Origin of the sequence: Tolumonas osonensis (assembly GCF_014202415.1) — a bacterium.
Classification (GTDB): Bacteria; Pseudomonadota; Gammaproteobacteria; order Enterobacterales; family Aeromonadaceae; genus Tolumonas; species Tolumonas osonensis.
Genome location: NZ_JACHGR010000007.1, coordinates 147046 through 171048 on the forward strand (window position 1 = coordinate 147046; position 24003 = coordinate 171048).

The 24003-nt window shown below is 48.6% G+C and carries 27 protein-coding genes and 1 other RNA gene; 18 read left to right on the forward strand and 10 right to left on the reverse strand.

The annotated features are described in order from the left end of the window. Positions 1-17 precede the first annotated feature (17 nt). The 4 genes from trpB (at position 18) to HNR75_RS11040 (ending at position 2973) form a co-directional block, all read left to right on the forward strand. Complete coding sequence (gene trpB, locus HNR75_RS11025) at positions 18-1211, forward strand: tryptophan synthase subunit beta (RefSeq protein WP_188027024.1); 1194 nt, start codon at positions 18-20, stop codon at positions 1209-1211. Further along, entirely contained in the window at positions 1208-2014 is an 807-nt protein-coding gene (gene trpA / locus HNR75_RS11030; RefSeq protein WP_188027025.1) for a tryptophan synthase subunit alpha, read from the forward strand. The genes trpB and trpA overlap by 4 nt, the downstream gene beginning before the upstream one ends. Before the next feature lie 111 nt (positions 2015-2125). Then, a complete protein-coding gene (locus tag HNR75_RS11035; protein WP_188027026.1) occupies positions 2126-2674 on the forward strand; it encodes a septation protein A in 549 nt (182 codons plus the stop codon). Positions 2675-2676: 2 nt separating this feature from the next. Further along, positions 2677-2973, forward strand: a complete 297-nt coding sequence (locus tag HNR75_RS11040) for a YciI family protein (protein ID WP_188027027.1) — start codon at positions 2677-2679, stop codon at positions 2971-2973. Positions 2974-3006: 33 nt separating this feature from the next. Here HNR75_RS11040 and cysQ read toward each other — a convergent pair whose 3' ends face one another. Further along, positions 3007-3762 (reverse strand): 3'(2'),5'-bisphosphate nucleotidase CysQ, encoded by a 756-nt coding sequence (cysQ, locus tag HNR75_RS11045; protein WP_188027028.1) that lies wholly within the window; start codon positions 3760-3762, stop codon positions 3007-3009. Between the two features lie 158 nt (positions 3763-3920). Here cysQ and HNR75_RS11050 point away from each other — a divergent pair, with 158 nt between their 5' ends. After that, positions 3921-4337: a ComEA family DNA-binding protein gene (locus tag HNR75_RS11050; protein WP_188027029.1), complete on the forward strand. Its 417-nt coding sequence runs from the start codon at positions 3921-3923 to the stop codon at positions 4335-4337. Between the two features lie 90 nt (positions 4338-4427). Further along, on the forward strand, positions 4428-5342 hold the full coding sequence (galU, locus tag HNR75_RS11055; protein WP_188027030.1) for a UTP--glucose-1-phosphate uridylyltransferase GalU: 915 nt from the start codon (positions 4428-4430) through the stop codon (positions 5340-5342). Positions 5343-5351: 9 nt separating this feature from the next. Here galU and HNR75_RS11060 read toward each other — a convergent pair whose 3' ends face one another. Beyond that, positions 5352-6371, reverse strand: a complete 1020-nt coding sequence (locus tag HNR75_RS11060) for a response regulator (RefSeq protein WP_188027031.1) — start codon at positions 6369-6371, stop codon at positions 5352-5354. A 204-nt stretch (positions 6372-6575) separates the two neighbouring features. On the opposite strand from HNR75_RS11060, the gene HNR75_RS11065 reads away from it, so the two are divergent. Beyond that, entirely contained in the window at positions 6576-7244 is a 669-nt protein-coding gene (locus HNR75_RS11065; protein ID WP_188027032.1) for a DnaT-like ssDNA-binding domain-containing protein, read from the forward strand. Between the two features lie 34 nt (positions 7245-7278). Continuing rightward, positions 7279-8064, forward strand: a complete 786-nt coding sequence (locus HNR75_RS11070) for a DnaA ATPase domain-containing protein (RefSeq protein WP_246358898.1) — start codon at positions 7279-7281, stop codon at positions 8062-8064. Positions 8065-8099: 35 nt separating this feature from the next. Here the strand turns inward: HNR75_RS11070 and HNR75_RS11075 are convergent, their stop codons facing one another. From HNR75_RS11075 to HNR75_RS11085, 3 genes are read right to left on the reverse strand one after another with little or no spacing between them, the layout of a single operon-like run. Next, complete coding sequence (locus HNR75_RS11075) at positions 8100-9290, reverse strand: FAD-dependent monooxygenase (protein ID WP_188027034.1); 1191 nt, start codon at positions 9288-9290, stop codon at positions 8100-8102. Continuing rightward, positions 9287-10477, reverse strand: a complete 1191-nt coding sequence (gene ubiH, locus HNR75_RS11080; RefSeq protein WP_188027035.1) for a 2-octaprenyl-6-methoxyphenyl hydroxylase — start codon at positions 10475-10477, stop codon at positions 9287-9289. Before ubiH ends, HNR75_RS11075 begins: the two co-directional genes overlap by 4 nt. A gap of 11 nt (positions 10478-10488) precedes the next feature. Continuing rightward, entirely contained in the window at positions 10489-11055 is a 567-nt protein-coding gene (locus tag HNR75_RS11085; protein WP_188027036.1) for a UPF0149 family protein, read from the reverse strand. A gap of 170 nt (positions 11056-11225) precedes the next feature. Here HNR75_RS11085 and zapA point away from each other — a divergent pair, with 170 nt between their 5' ends. From zapA to HNR75_RS11100, 3 genes are all read left to right on the forward strand, one after another. After that, positions 11226-11552, forward strand: a complete 327-nt coding sequence (zapA, locus tag HNR75_RS11090; protein ID WP_188027037.1) for a cell division protein ZapA — start codon at positions 11226-11228, stop codon at positions 11550-11552. A gap of 7 nt (positions 11553-11559) precedes the next feature. Continuing rightward, positions 11560-11742, forward strand: a non-coding RNA gene (gene ssrS / locus HNR75_RS11095) — 6S RNA. Positions 11743-11748: 6 nt separating this feature from the next. Beyond that, positions 11749-12336 carry a 5-formyltetrahydrofolate cyclo-ligase gene (locus HNR75_RS11100; protein WP_188027038.1) on the forward strand — a complete coding sequence of 196 codons (588 nt, stop codon included), beginning with the start codon at positions 11749-11751 and terminating at the stop codon, positions 12334-12336. A 3-nt stretch (positions 12337-12339) separates the two neighbouring features. On the opposite strand, the gene yejK is transcribed toward HNR75_RS11100, so the two are convergent. Continuing rightward, positions 12340-13371, reverse strand: a complete 1032-nt coding sequence (yejK, locus tag HNR75_RS11105; protein WP_188027039.1) for a nucleoid-associated protein YejK — start codon at positions 13369-13371, stop codon at positions 12340-12342. An 87-nt stretch (positions 13372-13458) separates the two neighbouring features. Between yejK and HNR75_RS11110 the strand changes: the two genes are divergently transcribed. The 4 genes from HNR75_RS11110 to HNR75_RS11125 all read left to right on the forward strand — a co-directional run bounded on the left by HNR75_RS11110 (position 13459) and on the right by HNR75_RS11125 (position 17164). Continuing rightward, positions 13459-13692: a YejL family protein gene (locus HNR75_RS11110; protein WP_188027040.1), complete on the forward strand. Its 234-nt coding sequence runs from the start codon at positions 13459-13461 to the stop codon at positions 13690-13692. Between the two features lies 1 nt (position 13693). Beyond that, positions 13694-15574, forward strand: a complete 1881-nt coding sequence (locus HNR75_RS11115) for a DUF3413 domain-containing protein (protein WP_188027041.1) — start codon at positions 13694-13696, stop codon at positions 15572-15574. A 67-nt stretch (positions 15575-15641) separates the two neighbouring features. Next, entirely contained in the window at positions 15642-16325 is a 684-nt protein-coding gene (locus tag HNR75_RS11120) for a 4'-phosphopantetheinyl transferase family protein (RefSeq protein ID WP_188027042.1), read from the forward strand. Next, positions 16322-17164: a tetratricopeptide repeat protein gene (locus HNR75_RS11125; protein WP_188027043.1), complete on the forward strand. Its 843-nt coding sequence runs from the start codon at positions 16322-16324 to the stop codon at positions 17162-17164. The genes HNR75_RS11120 and HNR75_RS11125 overlap by 4 nt, the downstream gene beginning before the upstream one ends. A 68-nt stretch (positions 17165-17232) precedes the next feature. On the opposite strand, the gene HNR75_RS11130 is transcribed toward HNR75_RS11125, so the two are convergent. Beyond that, entirely contained in the window at positions 17233-18309 is a 1077-nt protein-coding gene (locus HNR75_RS11130) for an AI-2E family transporter (RefSeq protein WP_188027044.1), read from the reverse strand. A 103-nt stretch (positions 18310-18412) separates the two neighbouring features. Here HNR75_RS11130 and bepA point away from each other — a divergent pair, with 103 nt between their 5' ends. Further along, positions 18413-19876 (forward strand): beta-barrel assembly-enhancing protease, encoded by a 1464-nt coding sequence (gene bepA / locus HNR75_RS11135; protein WP_425506788.1) that lies wholly within the window; start codon positions 18413-18415, stop codon positions 19874-19876. Here bepA and hda read toward each other — a convergent pair. Further along, complete coding sequence (gene hda / locus HNR75_RS11140; protein ID WP_188027046.1) at positions 19873-20574, reverse strand: DnaA inactivator Hda; 702 nt, start codon at positions 20572-20574, stop codon at positions 19873-19875. The genes bepA and hda overlap by 4 nt on opposite strands. 107 nt (positions 20575-20681) lie before the next feature. Continuing rightward, positions 20682-21308 (reverse strand): uracil phosphoribosyltransferase, encoded by a 627-nt coding sequence (gene upp, locus HNR75_RS11145; RefSeq protein WP_012729144.1) that lies wholly within the window; start codon positions 21306-21308, stop codon positions 20682-20684. Between the two features lie 168 nt (positions 21309-21476). On the opposite strand from upp, the gene purM reads away from it, so the two are divergent. Next, positions 21477-22514, forward strand: coding sequence for a phosphoribosylformylglycinamidine cyclo-ligase (gene purM / locus HNR75_RS11150; RefSeq protein ID WP_188027047.1), 1038 nt, complete (start codon positions 21477-21479; stop codon positions 22512-22514). Beyond that, positions 22514-23173: a phosphoribosylglycinamide formyltransferase gene (purN, locus tag HNR75_RS11155; protein WP_188027048.1), complete on the forward strand. Its 660-nt coding sequence runs from the start codon at positions 22514-22516 to the stop codon at positions 23171-23173. Before purM ends, purN begins: the two co-directional genes overlap by 1 nt. A gap of 18 nt (positions 23174-23191) precedes the next feature. Here purN and HNR75_RS11160 read toward each other — a convergent pair whose 3' ends face one another. Then, positions 23192-23989, reverse strand: a complete 798-nt coding sequence (locus HNR75_RS11160; RefSeq protein WP_188027049.1) for a class II glutamine amidotransferase — start codon at positions 23987-23989, stop codon at positions 23192-23194. Between the last annotated feature and the right edge of the window lie 14 nt (positions 23990-24003).

Consider the following 24003-nt stretch of genomic DNA (forward strand, 5'->3'; position numbering starts at 1 on the left):
TGTAAAAAGGAATTGCAATGACTTTACTTGACCCGTTTTTTGGCGAATTTGGCGGGATGTACTCCCCCCAGATCCTGATGCCAGTACTGCTGGAACTGGAAAAAGCGTTTGTTGATGCCAAGGATGACCCGGAATTTCAGGCTGAATTCCAGCATCTGCTGAAAGAATATGCCGGCCGACCGACGCCACTGACACTGTGCCGGAACCTGACCAAAGGCACCAAGACCAAAATCTATCTGAAACGCGAAGATCTGCTGCATGGCGGCGCGCACAAAACCAACCAGGTATTAGGTCAGGCATTGCTGGCCAAACGCATGGGCAAAACCCGCATTATCGCTGAAACCGGAGCCGGTCAGCATGGTGTGGCTACCGCACTGGCCTGTGCGTTGCTGGATCTGCCTTGCCGCATTTATATGGGCGCGGTGGATTGTGAACGTCAGAAACCAAACGTCTTCCGTATGCGTCTGATGGGTGCTGAAGTGGTACCGGTTCACGCTGGATCCTCAACTCTGAAAGATGCCTGCAACGAAGCGATGCGTGACTGGACTGCCAACTACAAGGATACTCACTACATTCTGGGTACCGCCGCCGGCCCGCATCCATTCCCGACTATCGTACGCGAATTCCAGCGCATGATCGGTGAAGAAGCCAAAGCGCAGATTCTGGAGGCCGAAGACCGTCTGCCGGATGCCGTTGTCGCCTGTGTCGGTGGTGGTTCTAATGCTATCGGCATGTTCGCGACTTTCATCGAAGAAGAAGGTGTTCGTCTGATCGGTGTTGAACCAGCCGGACATGGTATCGAAACCGGCAAACACGGTGCACCAATTGGTCATGCGCGCAAAGGGATTTATTTGGGCATGGTCTCTTTCCTGATGCAGGATGAAGACGGTCAGGTTGAAGAATCCCACTCTATTTCTGCCGGTCTGGACTTCCCGTCGGTAGGGCCTCAGCATGCCTACCTGTCCTCTATCGGTCGTGCCCAATATCCGTCAGTCACCGATCAGGAAGCGCTGGATGCGTTCCAGGAACTTTCACTCCGTGAAGGTATCATTCCGGCACTGGAATCGTCCCATGCCCTGGCGCATGCACTGAAAATGGCGCGTTCTGAACCGGAAAAAGAACAGATCCTGATCGTGAACCTGTCCGGTCGCGGAGATAAAGACATATTTACTGTAGCCAACGCGCTGGAAGGTGAAGGAGCACTGTTATGAGCCGTTATACCGCACTGTTTGAACGCCTGAATGCGGCTAATCAGGGAGCTTTTGTCCCATTTATCACGATTGGCGATCCGAATCCTGCTCAGTCAGAACAAATCATCGAAGCGCTGATTGCCGGTGGCGCGGATGCGCTGGAACTGGGCATTCCATTCTCCGATCCGGTCGCGGATGGTCCGACGATTCAGGATGCGGCAACGCGTGCCCTGAACTCACACACAACCACCGCGATCTGCTTTGATATTCTGTCCCGGATCCGCGCGAAATATCCTGATTTGCCAATCGGATTATTGCTGTATGCCAATCTGGTTTACACCCATACACCAGAGGATTTCTTTAAGAAAGCCAAAGCAGCTGGTGTGGATTCAGTCCTGATTGCTGATGTACCGGTAGAGATGTCTGCACCATTCAAAGCAGCAGCCGATCAGTTCGGTATTGAGAGCATTTATATTGCGCCGCCGAATGCCGATGATGACACGCTGAAACGTGTGGCGGAACTGAGTTCCGGCTACACCTATCTGCTGAGCCGTGCCGGTGTGACCGGCGCCGAAACACGGGCGCAGATGCCGGTGGATCATCTGCTGAAAGCGCTGAAAGAATTCGGTGCGCCACCAGCATTGCTGGGCTTTGGTATCAGTGAACCGGAACAGGTAAAAGCGGCGATTGCTGCCGGTGCTGCCGGTGCCATCTCCGGCTCGGCAGTTGTCAAAATCATCGAACACAATCTGGCTGACCCGGCAGCAATGCTGGAAAAGCTCACCCAGTTTGTGAAGAACATGAAAGCGGCAACACTGCGCTGATACCCCCTTAAACTCCCCCTTACCACGGGGGAGTTTCTCCCCAGCGGTTTTCCTTTTCATTCACCGATACACTGGTTAAACTGTCACCGTTTGTTAACAACGAGACAAAACATGAAACAGCTGCTCGATTTCATCCCTCTCATCATTTTCTTTACTGTATATAAATCACACGATATTTACGCGGCTACCGGTGCCCTTATGGCAACCACTTTGCTGCAAATGATCGTGGTCTGGTTTATGTATAAAAAACTGGAACGCAGTCACTGGATCACTTTAGTGTTAGTACTGGTTTTTGGTGCTATGACACTGTTCTTCCATAACGAAGCCTTCATTAAATGGAAAGTGACCGTGCTGTATGCCGCTTTCGGCTCTGCTTTATGGATCAGTCAGTTCCTGTTCCGGAAACCCCTGATTAAAAAAATGTTAGGAAAAGAGATGTCCTTGCCGGATGCAGTCTGGAACCGGATTAACTTTTCCTGGGGTCTGTTTTTCTGGATGGTTGGTGCATTAAACGTATATATCGCATTTTATCTGCCAACCGAGATCTGGGTCGATTTCAAGGTATTCGGTGTCCTGGGCCTGATGCTGGTAAGTACTGTGCTGACCGGCATTTATATTTACCGTTACCTGCCCACCAATAACCAACAGGATAAGGAATAATTATGTGGTATTTGATCTACTCTGAAGATGTCGCTAATAGCCTGCCACAGCGCAAGGAAGCCCGCCCGGCGCATCTGGCTCGTTTACAGATATTGCGTGATGAAGGCAGATTGCTGACCGCTGGCCCCAACCCGGCAATCGACTGTGAAGACCCGGGCGAAGCGGGCTTTACCGGCAGTACAGTGATTGCAGAATTCCCTTCTCTGGAAGCAGCAAAAAACTGGGCAGATGCCGATCCTTATGTAGCCGCCGGTGTTTATCAGAACGTAACGATAAAACCGTTTAAACAGGTATTCTAAAAAACAAGGCATCTTCGGATGCCTTGTTTTTGGCTAAACCGATGCAACAAACCACGGGTTCAGAATATCCGGCTTGCTGTAACGAAGCGGTTGTCCGTCCAGCGTTTCAACTTTTCCACCAGCCCCTTCCAGTACCGCCTGCGCTGCCGCAGTATCCCATTCACAGGTGGGTCCCAGACGCGGATAAAGATCAGCCTTCCCCTCCGCCAGCAAACAGAACTTCAGCGAGCTGCCCACCGAGACCAATTCATGATCACCCAGGTTTTTCAGATATTCGGCTGTTTCGGCATTCACATGAGATCGGCTACCAACAACACGCAACAGCGCCGGTTTCGAAGCTGTGCCGGTCAGACGAACAGTTCCCGAGCTATCTTTTAACCAGCAACCATACTCTTTTCCACCCCAGTACAATTTGTTTTGCACCGGAACACCGACCACACCGAATACAGCACAACCATCCACAATCAGCGCGATATTGACCGTAAACTCGCCGTTGCGTTTGATAAACTCTTTCGTCCCGTCCAGCGGATCAACCAGCCAGTAGACAGAAAACCGGGGGCGCTGAGCTTTCAGACTGTCATCTGATTCCTCGGAAACAACCGGCCACTGTGGTGTTAAAGCTTGCAGACGATGTTCAATAAGCTGATGTGACGCTCTGTCGGCCTGAGTCAATGGCGATTCATCGGCTTTAACTGTCAGCTCAACCGGCTCATCATAAACAGCCAGAATCGCCTGTCCGGCGTCATCAGCGATTTTCAGCAAAGCGGTAATCAACTCATCATTCAGCATAATTTTTCCTCGTTCTATCTATCGTCAGTTTACCCGATTACCGAGTCCGGATTTAGATCATTGCGTACTGACTTATAGCGAATGCTGCCATAACTGGCAGTATTCACTCCTGCTTTTCTGGCTGATGATGCCTGCATCACCGTCTCGGGAGCGTTTAGATGATCAAGAGAACTCATATGGCCAGGAAGGCCATATTTACATTATTACTTTCCGGATTACCGTTTATTGCCAATATGGCACTGGCAGTTGAAAACCAAATCACCGGCTTAAATAACGATTCGATTATAAGCAGTGATGAGGAACCGGTGGATCTGAACACCGCAACCGCTGAACAATTCATGACGCTGAAAGGTGTCGGCAAGAAAAAAGCGGAAGCCATCATTCATTACCGGCAGCAACACGGCGGTTTTCGCAGTATTGAAGAACTTGATGCCGTGAAAGGTATCGGGCCGAAATTACTGGCAGCCAACCTGGCCCGACTAACCATTCACTCAACACCGGCTCAATCTCTTAACAATCAGGAACCATTCGTCCCGATACCGCTTGATAAAACGCCGCTACTGACGCCGGAATAACCTTATACCGACTACTGAAAATTGACCTGTCAAACCACCAGAAGTCGGTTATCATAGCGGCAGCTTGTCTGTATATTACAAGGACTAACAATGAGCACCACCCCAGTTACAGTTCGTAAAGCGGTATTACCTGTTGCGGGTCTGGGAACCCGTATGCTGCCAGCCACCAAAGCGATTCCAAAAGAAATGCTGCCGGTTGTCGATCGTCCCCTGATCGAATACGTTGTTCGCGAAGCGATCGCTGCAGGTATTAAAGAAATCGTTCTGGTTACTCATTCAAGTAAAAACTCCATTGAGAACCACTTCGATAAAAGCTTTGAATTAGAAGCTACACTGGAAAAACGTGTTAAACGCCAATTACTGGCTGAAATCCAGAATATCTGTCCTAAAGACGTCACCATCATGCACGTGCGTCAGGGTGAAGCCAAAGGTCTGGGTCACGCGATTCTGTGTGCGCATCCGCTGGTAGGCGATAATCCTTTTGTCGTTCTGCTGCCGGATGTACTGATTGACGATGCAGCCTGTGATCTGACAAAAGATAACCTGGCTGACATGGTGAAACAGTTTGGCGAAACCGGCGTTAGCCAGATCATGGTTGAACCGGTAGCGAAAGAAACCGTGGATCAATACGGTATCGCTGATGTTAACGGTGAAACGCTGACTCCGGGCACTTCTCAGCCAATCAGCCAGATCGTTGAAAAACCACCGGTTGACAAGGCACCATCGAACCTGGCTGTGGTTGGTCGTTATGTACTGTCAGCTGATATCTGGCCTCTGCTGGAAAAAACGCCGCTGGGTGCTGGTGACGAAATTCAGTTAACCGATGCTATCGCTATGCTGATGGAAAAACAGCCGGTTAATGCTTACCTGATGAAAGGCAAGAGCCATGACTGCGGCAGTAAACTGGGCTATATGAAGGCCAACGTAGAATACGCACTGCGCCATAAATCACTGAAAAACGACTTTAAAGCCTACCTGAAAACATTAATCAAAACGCTGGATTAATACCGTTTTCTAATAAGGGGCCACGACTGATGTGGCCCTTTTACTATGCGGAATCTTCGATATCCGGAGCACTAGCTCATGTTCTATCTCACTCTGAATCTTCATTTCAAACGGAAAGTTGACCTCTTTATTAAAGTTTTGATATTCAACCTCCGGTAACAAGCCAAGTGACAAATTAGCCGCTTTCTTTAACCAGTGCGGCGAACTCAGACCAGCATTAGCAAAATGGACCATTTCCGGCTTATCTGAAAGCAGCAAAGCCGAACAGTTAATATTGCACAGGATGCCTGACTGACAGATATGCCAGTTCAGATAGCTGAGGACGTTCCGGGGTGAATCAAACAGCTGGTTTTCATTTTGCTGATATTGCCGGTATGGCGGATCGAGTAAAAATTTAATCATGGCAGCAATAAATGCCACATCGGCCATCCCGGCATATAACTCTACAATGACCACCATTAATGCATCATCCACCGGATAGAAGTCCACATACAGCAACGGCGTGGTCGAGGTAAAATCTATCTGCCAGTGGCCTAATTGCACCGGGGATGATTTTTGCATCATATGCATAAGCCGGGTGGCGATATAATCGTCTTTACGCAGTACCGAACGGTGTTGCTGCAATTCCCGGTAATGATTTTCAGGCCCCGAATGCAACAGGCTCTCTTCTATTGCCTCTGTGACTACATTCCAGTCCGTAATGGGTTTCAGCAGATAATCGCATGCGCCTTCGCGTAATGCCCGGGTCACATCGGCAAACCTGGCCATTCCCGAGATCACCAGCACCGGCATAAAAGGATAACGCTGATGGATACAGCTTATAACCTGATGTCCCTGCATCCCGGGCATATGCAAATCACACAGCACCACATCAGGATGAAACATCGCTACACCGGCTAAACCTTCTGCCCCGTTTTTGGTCTCCAGTACAAGAAATTTTTTACTGCGCAGATAAGCACCCAGCGTCATGCGAAACACAGACTCATCTTCAATGATCAATATTTTTCGCTGAGCTGTGCTATACAGCATGACTATACCTTGCATCCTGAATTTATTATTAGCGTAGACAACATCACTTAGGAGTGAAAGTTGACTTAATTTTAAATTTTTACAGTTTCACCGATTCTCTGGTTTCAGGTGCAGGATTTACATCTTTTAACGGTCTCGCATATTCTTTTGTATTCGGCCCTGCAGATCAGAGATAATACATGCACTCTCTCAGGAACAATGACGATGTCGCCACAAGAATTTTTACTGCTGAATCAGCCTCGTCTTAGTCATCCGGCCAGAACATTGTATTGTCTGCATTTACGTCGTCTGGCGGCACAACATCAGCCCGTACAAATCAATTATCCTGAGCTCGGACGCGCGCTGGCCGTGGAAGATCCGTCTGTTCCTGGTGGTTTCAGCTACCAGGTGACAGCCCGGCAACTCACTCAATTATTTGATGAATTGAGCAATGCAGGTCTGATCCAGCTTCAGACAACAGCGTCATCATCTGAACACTATCACCAGCAATTGGTTCTGTTGCCATTACTGACATCACAGCCTGCCCCTTTGGCGCAGACGGCATTTGCCATGCATACCGAATGGCAACCGGATGAGCAGTTTACCGGACTGTGTCAGCTCTGCGGCTTGATTGATCCTCATTACGATGAAGAGGATCGGGGAGAATTCATCGCCTACTGGCTTGGCCGGCCGGAACGGTTTGCCACCCAGCATCAGTGGATGATGAAATTTGTTAAAATGCTCAAAAGTCGTCGTTATCAGCGCCGGCAAACCGAGAATATCGGTTACCAGCAGACTACCGTCGCACAGAATACCAGTAGTGAACCAAGTCAGCGTGCACTGGAAATGATTGCCCGGGCACAACAATTGAAGCAGGGGGAAAACCATGAGTGAGCACATTGATCCGTTTGCCGGTGAACAGGATGATATGCCGGTCGCCCCTGAAAATAATGATGAGCAAACCCGTCACCAGGTTGCCGCATTACTGAACCGGCTGCAACGGATCAGAAAATCGCATATTCCGGTACCGGAATATGATTATCAGCAGTTACGTACCGAATATGAACAACAGGCCAATGCCGATATTCAGAGATTACAGCAGGAAACCCGGCTGCAGCGGATACAAAAGCTGATCGCGCAGGCGGATCTCAACCCTGACTGGCTTTTTGAGCGCATGGATCACACCGATCCGGTATTGGAGCATGCCATTCAGACCGCCAATTCGTTTATCAGCGGTTTTGAGCACTGGGAACAGCACGGTGGCAGTTGTATTCTGATTTATGGCGACTATGGCAGCGGCAAATCAACACTGGCCGGCGCCATTGCGCATGAACTGATTGCCCAACGCCAGAAATCCGTCATCTTCCAGCAATGGGCGTCGATCATTGATCGCCTGTTTTTCGCTGTCATCGAGGATCAGGAAGAACGGAACCGCTACCGCCGGGCGCTGGAAGAAGTCGATCTGCTGATCATTGATGAAATCGGCGCCAATAAAACCCGCATCGTGGAAAGTCAGAGCAGTTTTCTCGGTCACCTGCTGCGCCGGCGGCGCAACTTATCCAAAAGCGTGATCCTGATAACCAACCATAGCCCGGCCTCTCTGCATCAGGCCGTGGGCGATTTCTGCTTTGAAGCAATCAAGGCATTCAATCCGGTTGATATACACCTGACCGGCCCGAGCCGCAGGCCTCACATTGGTAATTATGGCGGCTGATGCCGCCTTCTTCTCTGGCTGAAAAATCAGACCGGTTACCGCGTTGATTCCGGCAACTCGCCGCTGGTACCCAGCGCTTTACTCAGCAATGGTTTCATCAGTGGCATGCTGTATTCAGCCAGCCGCATCCCGGTTCCCCGAATCAGTTTTTTGATCGGATCATCGCCACTGAACAATCGCTTGAAGCCTTCCATGGTTGCCAGCCACTGCACGGCTTCGGCTTTGCGCCAGCGCTCATAACGGCGCAGCATTCTGGCATCATCCACCGGTATACCCTGTGCCAGCATTTGCTGCAACGTGTCAGAGAGCGCTGCGGCATCCATAAAGCCGAGGTTCACACCCTGTCCGGCCAGTGGATGAATAGTATGTGCCGCATCCCCCAGCAGGATCAGCCGCGATTGCACCTGCTGCCGGGCATATCTCGCGGTCAACGGACATAATTCCCGCGCACTGACCAGTTCACATAATCCCAGTTTCATATCAAACGTCGCAGCCAGGCGATGATTGAATTCTGCCTCCTGACAGGAAGCCAGATCTTCCGCCAGCAAGGACGGCAATGACCAGACAATAGAGCAAAGGTTATCCTGCCATAACGGCAAAAATGCCAGCGGGCCTTCGGGAGTAAACACTTGTCTGGCTACCTGCTGATGGGGTTCTGCGGTACGGATTGTTGCCACCAACGCCGTCTGCTGATAATCCCAGCTGGTGAGCGGGATTCGGAACTGTTGCCGTAACTGCGAATTGGCGCCATCGGCGGCAACCAGCAAACGGGTAAACAACATCTGCTGGTTATCCAGCACCAGGGCTATTCCCTGTTCGTTTTCGGAAACAGACTGAATCTGCGCCGGGATCAGCAGCTCGACCGCAGAATCCTGTAGCGTGGCCAGCAATGCCTGCTGTACCACATTGTTTTCCACGATATGGCCCAGATGTTGTTGCTCAAACTGGCTGGCATCGACATCAAAATGAGCAAAACTGTCTCTTTCCCAAACCGACATGGCGGAAAAATATTGTTTCCGGCTTAATAATGGCCAAGCTCCGATACGACTGAGAAAGCGCTCACTGGCAAGATTAAGCGCACTGACCCGGGTGGCAGCATCCGCTGTTATGTCTGAGGGTAACTTCTTATCAACGACTGCGATACGCAACCCGCTGTTACGCAAGGCTGACGCCAGCGCGAGCCCCACCATTCCGCCACCAACAATAACCAGATCCAGCATCTTCATAATCGGTGTCCTAAAGCCTGTTGTACCAGTCCCTCTTTTAAGCAGGGTATATGATTCATCAGCATAAGTCCGAGCTGACGAGTGATGACCAGCGGGAAAGCCGGCTCAGAAAACAATGATGCCAATGACGAGGTCAGCCAGATCGTCCGCTGCTGATCGGCTTCACGTTGTTGCCGGTAATTCAGCAAGACAGAATATTCCCCGGGATCTGCTGTCTCCTGCAGAACTTGCTGTAATACCATGATATCTCTCATGGCCAGGTTAAACCCTTGTCCAGCGACAGGATGCAGTTGATGTGCGGCATTGCCCAGCAATACGGTCCGGTGATGTGTTGCCTGTGCAAGATAACGCAGAGAAAGCGGGTACATCGCTCTTTCCCCGGTATTCAGGAAGCAGCCGGCACGGAAACCAAACGTTTGCTGCAACTGCCGAATGAAAGCGGAAGCAGATAATTGCATTGTTTCGGCCGCCAGATCAGGAGACCGGCACCAGACCACCGAATAAGTACGCTCGCCCAGCGGTAATAAAGCCAGCGGCCCCTCTCCAGTAAATCGCTCCCAGGCACGATATTGTACCGGCTGATCAACCTCAAGCGTGGTGATCACCGCATTCTGCGCAAAATCGTGCTGCCGGATCGGCAAATTCAGTTGTTGCTGAATAACCGACTGTGCGCCCTCGGCACCAACCAGTAACCGGGCTGAGATCTGTTCGCCGGAAGAAAGGTTCAGCATGACGGCATCCGGTTTCTGCACAAAAGAAACCAGACTGGCGGGACAATAATGCGTGATATTGGAAAAACGTTTCAGCCGTTGATACAGATGCTGACCGGCAACAGATAAACCGAGCACATAGCCAAGTGCCGGTAACTCAAACTCCCCGGCATCCAGCGTAACCCGGCCTGCATGACCTTTTTCGGACACATGAATATGACGGATAGCATGAGCCACAGGTTGCCAGTCCGGCCACAGACCTAACTGCTGCAATGCCGACACACTGCCGGCTGACAAGGCAATAGCCCGGCCATCAAACCCGGGATGAGCTTGTATCTGTGGCTGTTTGGCTTCAAGCAGCGCAATCCGGTAGGGTATACCGCCCGGTTTCAGCTGTGCCAGAGCAATAGCAAGCGTGGCACCAGTCATGCCACCGCCAGCAATCACAACATCATATTCCGCCATCTGAATAGTCACATGAACCCCGCTTAGTGCAAGGTAGGACGCTTTTCAGCCTGGGGTGGAAACTGGCCAAATTCTTCAAATGCCAGCATGGCACCCAGTTTTACATGCTCATACAACACGAAATAAGACGCTTCATTTTCTTCGTCTTCTTCGAATTCGTCATCAAGCTGCGTGATGTTGCTGAAATCGCCGATCATTTCCTGCAACTCTTCAGAAGCGCGATTCAGATCCTGCTGCATCACGGCAAACCCGGCCAGGAATGCCTGTACCCATTCACTGATTGCCTGCAGACGCTCATCCAGAGGACCATCTTCATCCGGCAATAGTAACTCCAGTCCGGATTGCTGGGTCAGCGCAGACTGGGTCAGTAAAAACAACTGCTCCAGCCAGCTACGCACAGCAGCAGGCATCGGCAAACTATCATTAACCAGCGAATTAAACTCCGTCAGCCACTGTTTACCTGTTGCCTGTACACCGCCACAAAGCAGACCACAAACAATACCATGCAGCTCTGCCGGAGAAGCCATCACATCATTCTGCTCCAGCAGCTGTTCAGCCTGCACATATTCCTGAAAAATATTATTATTCATACATTAAACCATCGAGATTGCGCAGCGGAAAAAAGGAAACCGCTACCGGATAACTGATCCTAACATTCACAGCCGACTGTCACCAGTGAGAACGCTTGCAAGTTGCAGATCGCAGTTATATAGTCGCCCGTTATTTACAGCCATAAAATGGCACAGAACGAATTATCGACATGACAGAGTCTTTGGAATCCGTAGAAATCAATGTGCTGGGGCGCGCGTACCGGGTCTCTTGTCAGCCAGATCAATATCTGCTGTTACGGCAGGCAGCACAAAGACTGAACGATGCGCTGGGAGATCTGCGTATCCGGGCCCGTGGTAGCAGCAATGAACAGCTGGCTATTATGGTAGCTTTGAACCTGAGTCACGAATTATTACTTGAAAAAAATCGCATTCAACAATACTCTGAGAGTATGGAACAGCGCATCAGACAGCTTAACGATGTTATTCAGGAAGCACTGAAAGAACAAAGTAAGTTGTCCGTAGATGATTGTAACTGAACGAAAATTTTTCCTGGGGTGTGCGTCAGTGGGCTTATGTCCCTGAGCCGATAATTTTTTTGCCAGGAAGTCGCTCGCTAGTCAGTGTGCATGCCCGGCCCGACCGGGAAGCCTGAGACTGGCAGTCAGATTTCCGCCTTGAACTCTCGGGTTCAAGGACCAAAGCCTGCAACGGCACCCCGGGACCTCACTTCCTATGACTCTCATTGATCGTGATTTTCTTCGTACTACCGTCCGAACCCGCCGCCGGGAACTCAGTTCTCAGGCTCAGCAACATGCATCCCGGCAATTAGTCACGCACGTTGTACCTTTTCTGCAAAAACATCAGGCTCGTTGTATTTCCCTTTATCTGGCCTGTGATGGTGAACTGGATACCCAACCGCTGATTGAATGGTGCTGGCAAAACGAGATAAAGGTCTGTTTGCCTGTCCTGCATCCTTTTCATGAAGGCCATCTGCTGTTTCTGTCCTATACACCAGAGACCAACATGCTGCTGAACCGTTTCCGGATCCCGGAACCGGAAATGAATACCAGCAATATTGTACCGAAACATGAGATCGACATTATCTTCACGCCGTTAGTGGCTTTTGATGCTGAAGGTAATCGCCTGGGTATGGGTGGTGGTTTTTATGATCGGACATTGGAAAACTGGCAGCACAGCGGCCGACCTTTCCCGGTCGGACTGGCGCACGATTGCCAGCAGGTTGAAGCGATTCCGACCGAGATATGGGATATACCATTGCCAGCCCTGATTACACCATCCCGCTGCTGGCAATGGGCATAGCCATTATCGCTGCGCTTTGAGCATGCGCAATAGCTGATCCTTCAGATTCGGTGGTGTTCCCTTGATAGTCAGCGTGTCGCTTTCTGCATCGTAGGCAATCCGTTCGCCCAGCAGTTTTTCATCAAAGCTGATATTTAATCCGCCACCGGAACCCACAAATTTGGTCAGTTTACGCAGTGCCGTAGTCGCAACCGGAAACTCCTCATCCAGATCATACGAATCACTGATAAAAGCGTAAAAATCCCCACCATCACTCTGCTTCGGCAAATACTCGGCGACCGATTTAACGGCGATATCCGCCCCCTCTTCGCTTTGCTCTTTATAGTAATCGGCAATTTGTTTCTTCGTGGCGGCTTTCTCTTCAGACGGCATTTCCACTTGCTGGCAGTATTCATTTACCGCCTGGATCAACAACTGGTTTTGCAGTTTGACATCGATCCCCTCTGCTGCACCCAGAAAATCCATAAAGAAATCAGAAACCTTACGGCCGATTCTGCCTTTGATGAACGAAATGTAACGACGGGAGTCAGGATTGGTCTGATATTCAGTAATATCGATACGCGCAACCAGCTGCATTTTGCTGAGATCGATATATTTTATCTGCGACAGCTCCAGTTGCTCAGTCAATGTCACACTGGTTTCACAATCCAGCAATCCCAGCAAAATATAATCAACGCCGACAAACTGATATTTACAGAAAATCAGTACTCCCTCATCCGGATACTGGTAATGATTCAGCTGAGCAAGCAATACGCTTGTCGACTGATGAGTGAAATCAACAAACGCCAGGTTTTTATCCAGATATTGCTGAAATAATTGCGGGAATGGTGACGGGTTTTCCGGCTGTTCGGTATCAGCCAAAAAACAGGCGTACGACTTATTCCCTTTTTGCTGATAGATGCGGTGAAGTTGCTCCACCCATTCCTGTACTTCAGCTGTTGGCTGAATCTCCTGCGAACGGGTATCTGCTTTCAGTGCGCCATTATCGCCCTGACGCAGTGAATGAATAATAAGATGTTCAATAATCAGGCTCATAGCTGTAGTCGTATCGTAGTGAAAAAATGCAATGTGGCGTATTATATAGCGTTCATAATCCGACATTTGCAACTTGAGATATATTTCATGCCGATCATTTCAAAATACAGCACCGAACAAATCGAATCTTTAATGCAGGACCTGCAGACAGTACTGCAATCACATAATGCATCTGTTGATCTCGGCTTGCTGGCTTTAGGTAATCTGGCTACTCACATCATCAACAAACAAGTACCGGAAGCACTGCGTGCTGATGTTGCCAGCTCATTTGCCAAAGCATTACAACAATCTATTACCGATACCAAAAAGGTAATTCAGTAATATGGCCATCCTGCGACCACAATCCGAAGCTTTCCAACGCGACCAGATCTCGCGCCTTATCAGCTGGGGACACTGGTTCACTTTTTTTAACATCCTACTGGCACTGGCTATTTCCAGCCGCTACATTCTGGCCAATCCATGGCCGGAAACCCAGTTGGGTGTGGCTTATCTGATTTTAAGCTGGCTAGGTCATTTCTCATTTGTGGGCTTTATCGCTTATCTGCTGACATTGTTCCCACTCAGTTTTCTGATCACCAATCAGAGAATGATGCGAAATTGCTCGGTTGTGATCGCAGTTTTAGTTCTTTCAGTATTGCTGCTTGATACGCAGATTTATCATGTTTTCAAGTTTCATATAAACCCCACCGTCTGGGATTTATTACTCAAGGAAGCTCAATCCAAATCCGAACTGAACTGGAACTTTCTGTTCGTGGTTATTCCTATCCTGTTCGTGCTGGAACTGGTGATATCGAATTACACCTGGAAAATGCAGTTGCGGCGGCGAAAACGTGCCTGGGGTAAATGGATCAGTGGTGTTCTGGTTTCCTGTTTCCTGCTGACACACCTGACGTATATCATTGCTGATGCCAAGCTGTATGAGCCGATCATTTCGCAGCGATCTAATTTCCCGCTGTCCTATCCGATGACAGCCCGCTCGTTCTTATCAAAACATGGCTGGCTGGATCTGGAGCAATACCGTTCTAAAGCAGCACAGGTTGCAGAACTGGAGCACACGAAGCAACGTTTGAAATATCCGTTGCAACCATTGCTGGTCACAGAACCGGATGCAAAACTGAATATCCTGCTGGTTGTGGTCAGTGGGTTGCGGGGTGATATGCTGCAACCGGCCGTGATGCCTTTTTTAAGTGATTTTGCAGGAAAAAATCAGAATTTTACACAACATATTGCCGGAGATAATGCCCATCCCGGTAGTCTGTTCAGTCTCTTTTATGGGCTGCCAGAGGCTTATCGCAGCAATTTCGATGCTGAAGGGGTTGCGCCTTTATTGATCGATGAACTGCAACGTCAGGACTATGTACTGAGCGCATTCTCCAGCTACGGTCTGAATCAGGATATTTACCGGAAGGGCATTTTTCACGGCGTCCGGCAGATCAGCCGGCGTAAAAACGAATTATCACCTCATAGTGATCAACAGACATTAACCAGCTGGCAAAACTGGCTGATGCGCCAGACCAGTGATCGGCCATGGTTTAGTTATCTGAACATTACCATGCCATCGACCCTGGCTGTTCCAACCGATTATCAGGGACCTTTTCAGCCGGAACTGGTGGATAGCAATCCGTTTGCGGCGTTTACACCAGAAAACCACGACCGATTCATTAACCGTTATAAAAACGCAGTCTATTACAGCGATGAACAGCTCCGGCAGATCATGAGCGTGCTGCAGGAACGCCAATTATCAGAAAAAACCATCGTCATCATTACCTCTGACCGGGGACTGGAATTTAACGAAACCAACACCAATAGCTGGGGTTCCGGTAGTAATTACTCCACCTATCAGATGTATGTGCCTTTCATCATTAGCTGGCCAGGAAAAATGGCGCAGCGCTGGGATAAGCTGAGCACGCATTATGATCTTCCACCAACACTGTTACATGATGTGCTGGGTGTGGACAACGAAGATAAATCGTATAGCAGCGGTAACAATTTATTTGGCAGCCAGTTACATGACTGGTTATTGGTTGGTAACCGGCAACACTATGTGATCTACGAACCAGGAACGATCACCGAGTTCAACCGGCAGGGCGATTTCAGTATTTACACCAGAAAAAATTATCAGTTACTGGATGACTCCCGTCCAAACATGGCTGTGTTACTGCAGGTCATGAATGAGCTGACCCGTTTCAAAGATGAACCTTGACCAATTACGCTTCCCGGATAATCTGCAAACATTATCCGGGACCCCAGTCATATTATGTAATTTGACCATGTCGGATGTCCTGCTTCCGGCAGGCTGGTTATCAGAAACCGAATCCGACCGGTTACATAACATTTCCTCTCCCGAACAGGCTTATCTCTATCAGTTAAGCCGCTGTATTCTGCGGGCTGTGCTCGGACACTTTATTGGCATATCACCAGAAGCCGTGACCTTTGAAGTTCAGCCACATGGAAAACTGCAGCTGTCCGGAAATCAATTTCAATTCAATATCAGCCACAGCCAGCACTGGCTGGCCATTGCCGTTTCCGGTTCACCGGTTGGTATTGATATTGAATACAGTGAAGTTCATACCCGACAACGTTCATGGCTGTCCATCGCCAGAAGATTTTTCACAGAAGAGGAGTATCTGCATCTGAATGCACTACCCGCCTCAGATGTTCACACTGCATTTACCCGGTTCTGGACACAAAAAGAAGCCGTACTGAAAGCGCATGGCAACGGTTTAAATGCCGGTTTGCATAAACTAGATCTGCTGTCGCAACAGCATTCGCTCGATCAGCAAACTTACTGGCTGGAATATGGTGAGCCTGTTCCGCAAGTGCAGTGTGCCATCAGTACACAAAACCACCGTCAAGAACCGGTAATTTATTATATTCTGAATGAACAGCTTGAAATTCATCCCCTGCAGCCTCCATATATATCTCATCTTTGTCTGAAGCCGGATTCATTATGATTGTTACTATCACTCCGCAAAATTTTCATACCGAGTTACTCGAAGCGTCCCGGCAAAAAACGATTGCCGTATTCTTTTATGCCGATCAACTCCCTGAATGCCGGCCTGTAGGACAGCAGCTGGAGCAATTGATTGGCCCGGCAAATACCAGTATTACATTGGCAACAGTAGATGTAGCAGATCCACAGTTGCAATCACTCGCAATTCAGCTTGGACTGCAGGCATTACCTGCTATCGTGATCTTTAAGAATGGCCAGCCTGTTGACGCACTGATGGGGCCACAGGAACCATCTGCGGTAGAAAATCTGCTGATTAAATATTTGCCAAAAGAAGAAGACGTCCTTTTTGCAGAAGGACAACAGTTACTGGAACAAGGTGATGCCGGCGCAGCTTACGCTGTATTGCTGAAAGCACAACAACTTGCGCCTCAACGTTATGAAATACAAGTGGCTTTAGCTGATGCCTGCGTTAAATCTGCCCGTCTGGATGAGGCGGAAGCATTACTGAATGCAGTTCCTAATGTCTATCAGGATTCTGCCTACCAGCAGGTCAAATCGGCACTTGATCTGGCTCAGCAGGCATCAGATAGCCCTGAAATCCGGGCGCTGGAAAATCAGTTAGCCGCTGAACCGGACAATAAACAACTGCAGCAGGATCTGGCCATTCAATACAGCCAGGCTGGCCGTAAACAGGAAGCGCTGGATATGTTGTTTGCAATCCTGAGTAAAGATCTGAATTTTGGTGATGCCAGAAAAACCTATCAGGATATTCTGGCTACGATGGGGGCAGACCCACTGGTATCAAAATACCGGAAAAAACTGTACACCCTGCTGTATTGATGAATCGTCAAAAAGAAAATGGCCGAGTGTAAAACTGGCCATTTTCATATTTAAATGATTCTCGGGTATCAATAAGAACCGATCGACGTACTCTCTCTGGAACTTCCCGGCCATGAATTAATAACTACTTTAACCAGTGTTGCCAGAGGAATAGCAAAAAAAACGCCCCAGAAGCCCCATAATCCCCCAAATACAAGTACGGCCAGAATGATGGCTATCGGATGCAGATTCATGGCCTCCGAAAACAGTAATGGTGTCAGCACGTTACCATCCAGAACCTGAATAATAATATACGCGCCTAATACATAGAGTGTTTCCGGTCTGATACCCCATTGAAAAAGAGCAACCACAATAACTGGAATAGTTACAGCGAATGCGCCAACGTAAGGAATTAATACAGAAAATCCAACCAGAACTCCCAATAACAACGTGTAATTCAATCCCATCAAAGCAAAAACAATATAGCTGACTGAACCTACAATCAGGATATGAATGACTTTCCCCCTGATGTAGTTCGAAATCTGTTCATTCATCTCCAGCCATACACGGTTTACCAATGTGCGGTTATCCGGTAAAAAACGCTTCATAGTGATTAGTAAGTGTTCTTTATCCTTCAACATAAAAAATATCAGTATGGGTACCAATACCGTATACACAACAATCACCGCCAGATTCATCAGTGATGAAAAAGAAACTGAAACCAGCACTGCACTGTTATTCAGGATGCGTTCCTGCATCAACGCAATAAGACTTTCAATAAGCGTTATATCAACCAGTTCAGGATACCGCTCCGGCAACTCCTTCATCAGATTTGTAGCATGAGAAAGCATTGCAGGTGCTTCTTTTATAAGTGTGATTCCTTGCCGAAATACTACCGGCAGAATACCGATGCCGATTAACAGCATAACGCCTATAAAAAATAACATAACGATAGTGGTTGAAATATTTCGTCCCAGACCAATTCTCAGCAACCGCTGAATAAACCACTCCAGCAGATAAGCGATCACCATGGCAACCAGCACTGGAGCCAGAATATCGTTATAGAAATAGATGACGGCAAAACCGCCAATTAAGAGCCAGAATAACGTTACTGCGTTTGGATCTGAAAATCGCCGCCGGTACCAGTTTAATAAAACTTCTAACATCCTGCCGATCCCATGAAATTCGTCGTACAATTGCCTAGTGTAATCGCTTATGACGCACTTTTGGCATGTCAAAACAGATAATTATCAAAGAAAGGGGAATGTTGTGCTTTATTGCTATCTGAAAAAATCCCTGCTGTGCCTGGGTACCGCTTGTTACCTTGCTTTTTCTTCTGTGGCGCAGGCCGATTCTCAGTTGCCAGATATTGGTACCGCCGGCGTTTCCGCGTTATCTGTTGAACAGGAAATTTTATACGGAAAAGCGTTCATGCGTTTTGCCAGAGGCAGTTTACCAATAATAGATGACCCGGTTCTGGATGAATACATTAGCGATTTAGGACTCAAAATGGTTAGTCAGGCCAATGATGTCCGTTTTCCTTTTACGTTTTTTCTGGTGAAAGATGATTCTATCAATGCGGCCGCATTCCTTGGAGGCAGAATTAAAGTACATAGTGGCTTGTTTTTACATGCAGAAACAGAAAGTGAACTTGCCGGTGTATTAGCACATGAAATAAGTCATGTAACGCAACGTCATATCGCCCGTTATATGGAAGATCAGGCGAAAAGCACCCCGCTTTCGGTCGCAGGTCTGATAGGCTCTATCGCTTTAGCCATGCTGAATCCGACGGCAGGCGCCGCTGCGATTAATACCACCATGGGATTAACGATGCAGAACTCCATCAACTTCACTCGTGATAATGAGTATGAAGCCGATCGGATCGGCATAGCACTGCTTGCAAATTCCGGTTTTGAACCCGGCGGGATGATGACTTTTTTCCAGAAGCTGGCCGCAGAAAACCGTTATTCATCTAAATTACCAGAAATGTTACTGACGCATCCAATCACCGAAAAACGGATTGCAGAAGCCAGAAACCGGGCTGATAGTTACAGAACACCTTACCGGGATTCCAGTCTGGATTTTTATCTGGCCAAAGCCCGAATCCAGGCAATGTACACCCGTCAAAGTCCAGACAGTCTGCAGGCCTATTTCGAACAAAATATTAAAAAGAATCACCCGGATTCTTCCGCATGGCTTGCTGCTCAATACGGTAAGGCACTGACTTTGATGAAATTAAACCGGACAACAGAGGCTGGCGACACATTAAAAATGTTAGCGAAAAAGCTGCCGGACAATCTGTTTTTTCAGGATTCTCTTACCGATCAGGAAATCGATGTGCAGCAATACAATGAAGCGATTTCTCGCTTGGAACAACGAAGCCGGAATATGCCGGACAACCCTGTCATTATCATGAATCTGGCGAATGTTTATCTGAAAGCCAATCAGGCTGATGCATCCATACGCCTGCTAGATCAATATACCCGTAATAATCCTGAGTCTTCCGTGGCATGGCAGCTACTGGCTGAAGGTTATCAGCAAACAGCTAATCAGGCTGGTTTTCATCAGGCACAGGCTGAATATCTGGCTTTACGCGGCAATATAGATCAGGCGACTGATCAACTTCATATGGCCCGGGCAAATACCGCAGATAGTTTAAGTCAGGCGCGAATTGATGCGCGCATTGCTGAACTGGAAGAACAGAAAAAAGTGGATGATAGTCTGAAACGTTAAAGCTCCAGAACTTCCTTGATAAAGGGAATAGTCAGTTTACGCTGGGCATGTAATGAAGCTGTGTCCAGCGTATCCAGTGTTTGTAACAACATCCGCATATCACGGGACAGACGACTTAACAGAAAACGTCCGACATCAACCGGCAACTTGAAGCCTCGCAATGCAGCCCGTAACTGCAGCGCGCCCAGTTTGCCTTCATCATCCAGCTCATGCAACTGGAATGACACTCCCCAGTCAAGACGCGACGCCAGATCCGGTAAGCACAGACCCAGTTTACGGGGCGCAGTACTGGCCGATATGATCAACGATCCGCGGCTGGTCTCTTTCCAGCGGTTAAACAGGTTAAAAAGCGACTCTTCCCACACGCGGTTACCCGCAACCGCATCCAGATTATCAAGACATAGCAACGGCATCCGATCCATGCCCTCCAGAATATCCGGAGAATACTGCTCATGCCGGTCAAGCGGGATATAGACTGCGGAATCACCATTCCCATTAATTTCTGCACAGGTTGCATGCAGCAGATGAGAACGTCCGGATCCCCGGCATCCCCAGAAATAAATTAATGGTACACCTTCTCCAATCGCCGCATTTTTCAGCGTCGTGATCAACTGGGCATTACTGCCAGGATAAAAACTGGCAAATGTTTCATCATCAGGTAGTTGAACGGCCAGAGAAAGTTGAGTTGATTGCAGCATCATGATCGCCGGTTACTGGAACTTATGGGGGAAAATTCTGATTCAGCCATTTTTTCGCTGAAGCCTGAGATGGCAGAACCATCCCAGACTCTGGAGTAACCAAATAACTATTTGGTACCGAAAATTTTATCGCCGGCATCACCCAGACCAGGAATGATGTAGCCCTTCTCGTTCAGCCCCTGATCAATTGATGCGCAGTACACTTCAACATCATCATGTGCAGCCTGCAGCGCAGCCAGACCTTCCGGCGCAGCTACCAGCACAATTACTTTGATCTGTTTGCAACCCTTTTGTTTCAACAGATCGATAGTGGCAATCATCGAACCGCCAGTTGCCAGCATCGGATCAACAATCAGCGCCAGACGTTCATCAATGTTGCTGACAATTTTCTGGAAATATGGGACCGGCTGGAGTGTTTCTTCATCGCGGTAAATACCCACTACACTCACACGTGCACTAGGCATGTGTTCCAGCACCCCATCCATCATGCCTAAACCGGCACGCAGAATTGGTACTACAGTGACCTTTTTCCCTTTGATCTGATCCACTTCTACCGGACCATTCCAACCATCAATGGTTACCTTTTCAGTTTCAAAATCAGAGGTCGCTTCGTATGTCAGCAGGCTGCCAACTTCTTTGGCTAATTCACGAAACCGCTTGGTGCTGATATCAGCTTCGCGCATCAGACCCAGTTTATGTTTCACCAGCGGGTGTTTCACCTCGATGACCTTCATTATGACCTCCGTAAATTCATTATCCGGAGAAGATTTTATCATCCGGTTATCCTGAAAATGAATGTTTTCTGCTACAAACCACAGGTTTTCTTTTTCTCTGCGTTTGTGACTGCTAGAATAGAGACTGTTTAATCTCCCCCTTAACAGCGATTACGACAAGGATCTATCGTGACTGACAAGACTTCACTGAGCTACAAGGACGCTGGCGTTGATATCGATGCAGGTAATGCCCTGGTTGAACGTATCAAAGGAGTAGCCAAGCGCACTCGCCGTCCTGAAGTAATGGGCGGACTAGGTGGTTTTGGTGCTCTGTGCCGTATTCCGGCTGGCTATCGCGAGCCTATTCTGGTTTCTGGAACTGATGGTGTTGGCACCAAATTACGTCTGGCGATCGATCTGAAAAAGCACGATACCGTGGGTATCGATCTGGTTGCAATGTGCGTGAACGATTTGATCGTTCAGGGTGCAGAACCATTGTTCTTCCTGGATTACTACGCAACCGGTAAATTGGATGTAGATACAGCGGCAGCAGTAGTTACTGGTATTGGTGCAGGTTGTGAGCAATCTAACTGTGCATTAGTCGGTGGTGAAACTGCTGAAATGCCAGGCATGTACGAAGGCGAAGACTATGACATGGCCGGCTTCTGCGTGGGTGTGGTTGAAGCATCTGAAATCATTGATGGCTCTAAAGTAGCTGCGGGTGATGCACTGATTGCTCTGGCCTCTTCCGGCCCGCACTCAAACGGTTTCTCTCTGATCCGTAAAATCCTGGAAGTCAGCAAAGCTGACGTACAACAGCCACTGGGTGACACTACTCTGGCTAACGCGCTGCTGGCACCAACCCGCATCTATGTGAAACCAGTCCTGAAACTGCTGAAAAACTGTGAAGTTCATGCACTGTCCCACATCACTGGCGGCGGTTTCTGGGAAAACATCCCGCGTGTACTGCCAGAAAACACCAAAGCAGTGATTGACGGCTCCAGCTGGCAATGGCCAGAAGTATTCAATTGGCTGCAGAAGAGTGGCAATGTTGAAACGTATGAAATGTACCGTACCTTCAACTGTGGCGTTGGCATGATCATCGCGCTGCCTCAGGATCAGGTTGATGCTGCACTGGCTCTGCTGAAAGCGGAAGGTGAAAATGCATGGCTGATTGGTCGCATTGAAACAGCCGCTGCCGGTGAAAAACAGGTAGAAATCAACTAATGAATCTGGTTGTTCTGATCTCCGGAACCGGTAGTAACTTGCAGGCAGTTATTGATGCCTGCAAGGCTGGAAAAATATCGGGGCGTGTAGCTGCAGTGATTAGTAACCGGGCTGATGCCTATGGTCTACAACGCGCGCAGACGGTGGATATTCATACCGCAGTGATTTCCCATAAGGATCACCCGGACAGAGATCAATATGATGCAGCGCTGATGGCGGAGATCGATCGTCATCAGCCTGATTTGATCATAATGGCTGGGTTTATGCGTATCCTGACACCTGCATTTGTGAATCATTATGCAGGCCGGATGCTGAACATTCATCCATCCTTATTGCCGAAATATCAGGGATTGCACACTCATCAGCGTGCACTTGATGCCGGTGATTCTGAACATGGTGCCAGTGTGCATTTTGTAACAGAAGAGCTGGATGGCGGACCGGTGATCCTGCAGGCTAAAGTTCCCGTTTTTGCGGACGATACTGTCGAAGAACTGGCACAGCGGGTTCACGTACAGGAACATCAGATCTACCCGTTGGTGATTAACTGGTTTTGTCAGCAGCGTTTAGTCATGAAAGAGGGTAAAGCCTGGCTGGATGGTGAATGCCTTCCGGCATCAGGTTATGCCAGTGACGATGACGTCATGGAACAGACAGAATAATTAATCACATCAGGGAGCTCAGGCTCCCTGATTTTTTCCGCTTACAATCGTCAGTACTTTTTCGCCCAGACGGAAAACATTCAGTTCCCCTCTCTCCATTTTCAGCCAGTTTTCGTTATGAGTCAGTGGCTGAGTCGCAATCACAGTCACTACATCATCCGGCGTTGTTTCCTGCTGAAAATCAATCGTCACATCATCATCGATTAACTTTGCCTGGCCAAACGGTGCTCTGCGGGTAATGCTATGCAAATTGGTTGTGCAATATGTAATCAGATATTCACCATCTGACAGCAGCATATTGAATACGCCGAGAGCCATCAGCTGATCACATAATGTTGCCAGAAACCGGAATAACGTTTCCGGCGTCTCGGGAAATACCGGGAATTGTTTCTCCAGCTGGTTTAACAGCCAGCAGAATGACTTTTCACTGTCTGTCTGGCCAACAGGTTCAAATCTGTCACAATCCAGAGATTCATAATTTGTTAACTGACCATTGTGTGCAAACGTCCAGTAACGTCCCCAGAGTTCACGCGTGAACGGATGAGTATTTTCCAGCGCGACACTGCCACGGTTGGCTTGTCGGATATGACTGACAACCGCACAGCTTTTTATCGGGTATTCCTGCACCAGCCTGGCTATTTGTGACTGCGCACAGGCAACCGGATCTTTAAATGTCCGGCACCCCTTTCCTTCATAGAAAGTAATGCCCCAGCCATCTACGTGAGGACCTGTCCGGCCTCCACGCTGGACCAGACCAGTGAAACTGAAACAGATATCAGTAGGGACATTCGCACTCATGCCCAGTAATTCACACACCGTCTCACCTCAGA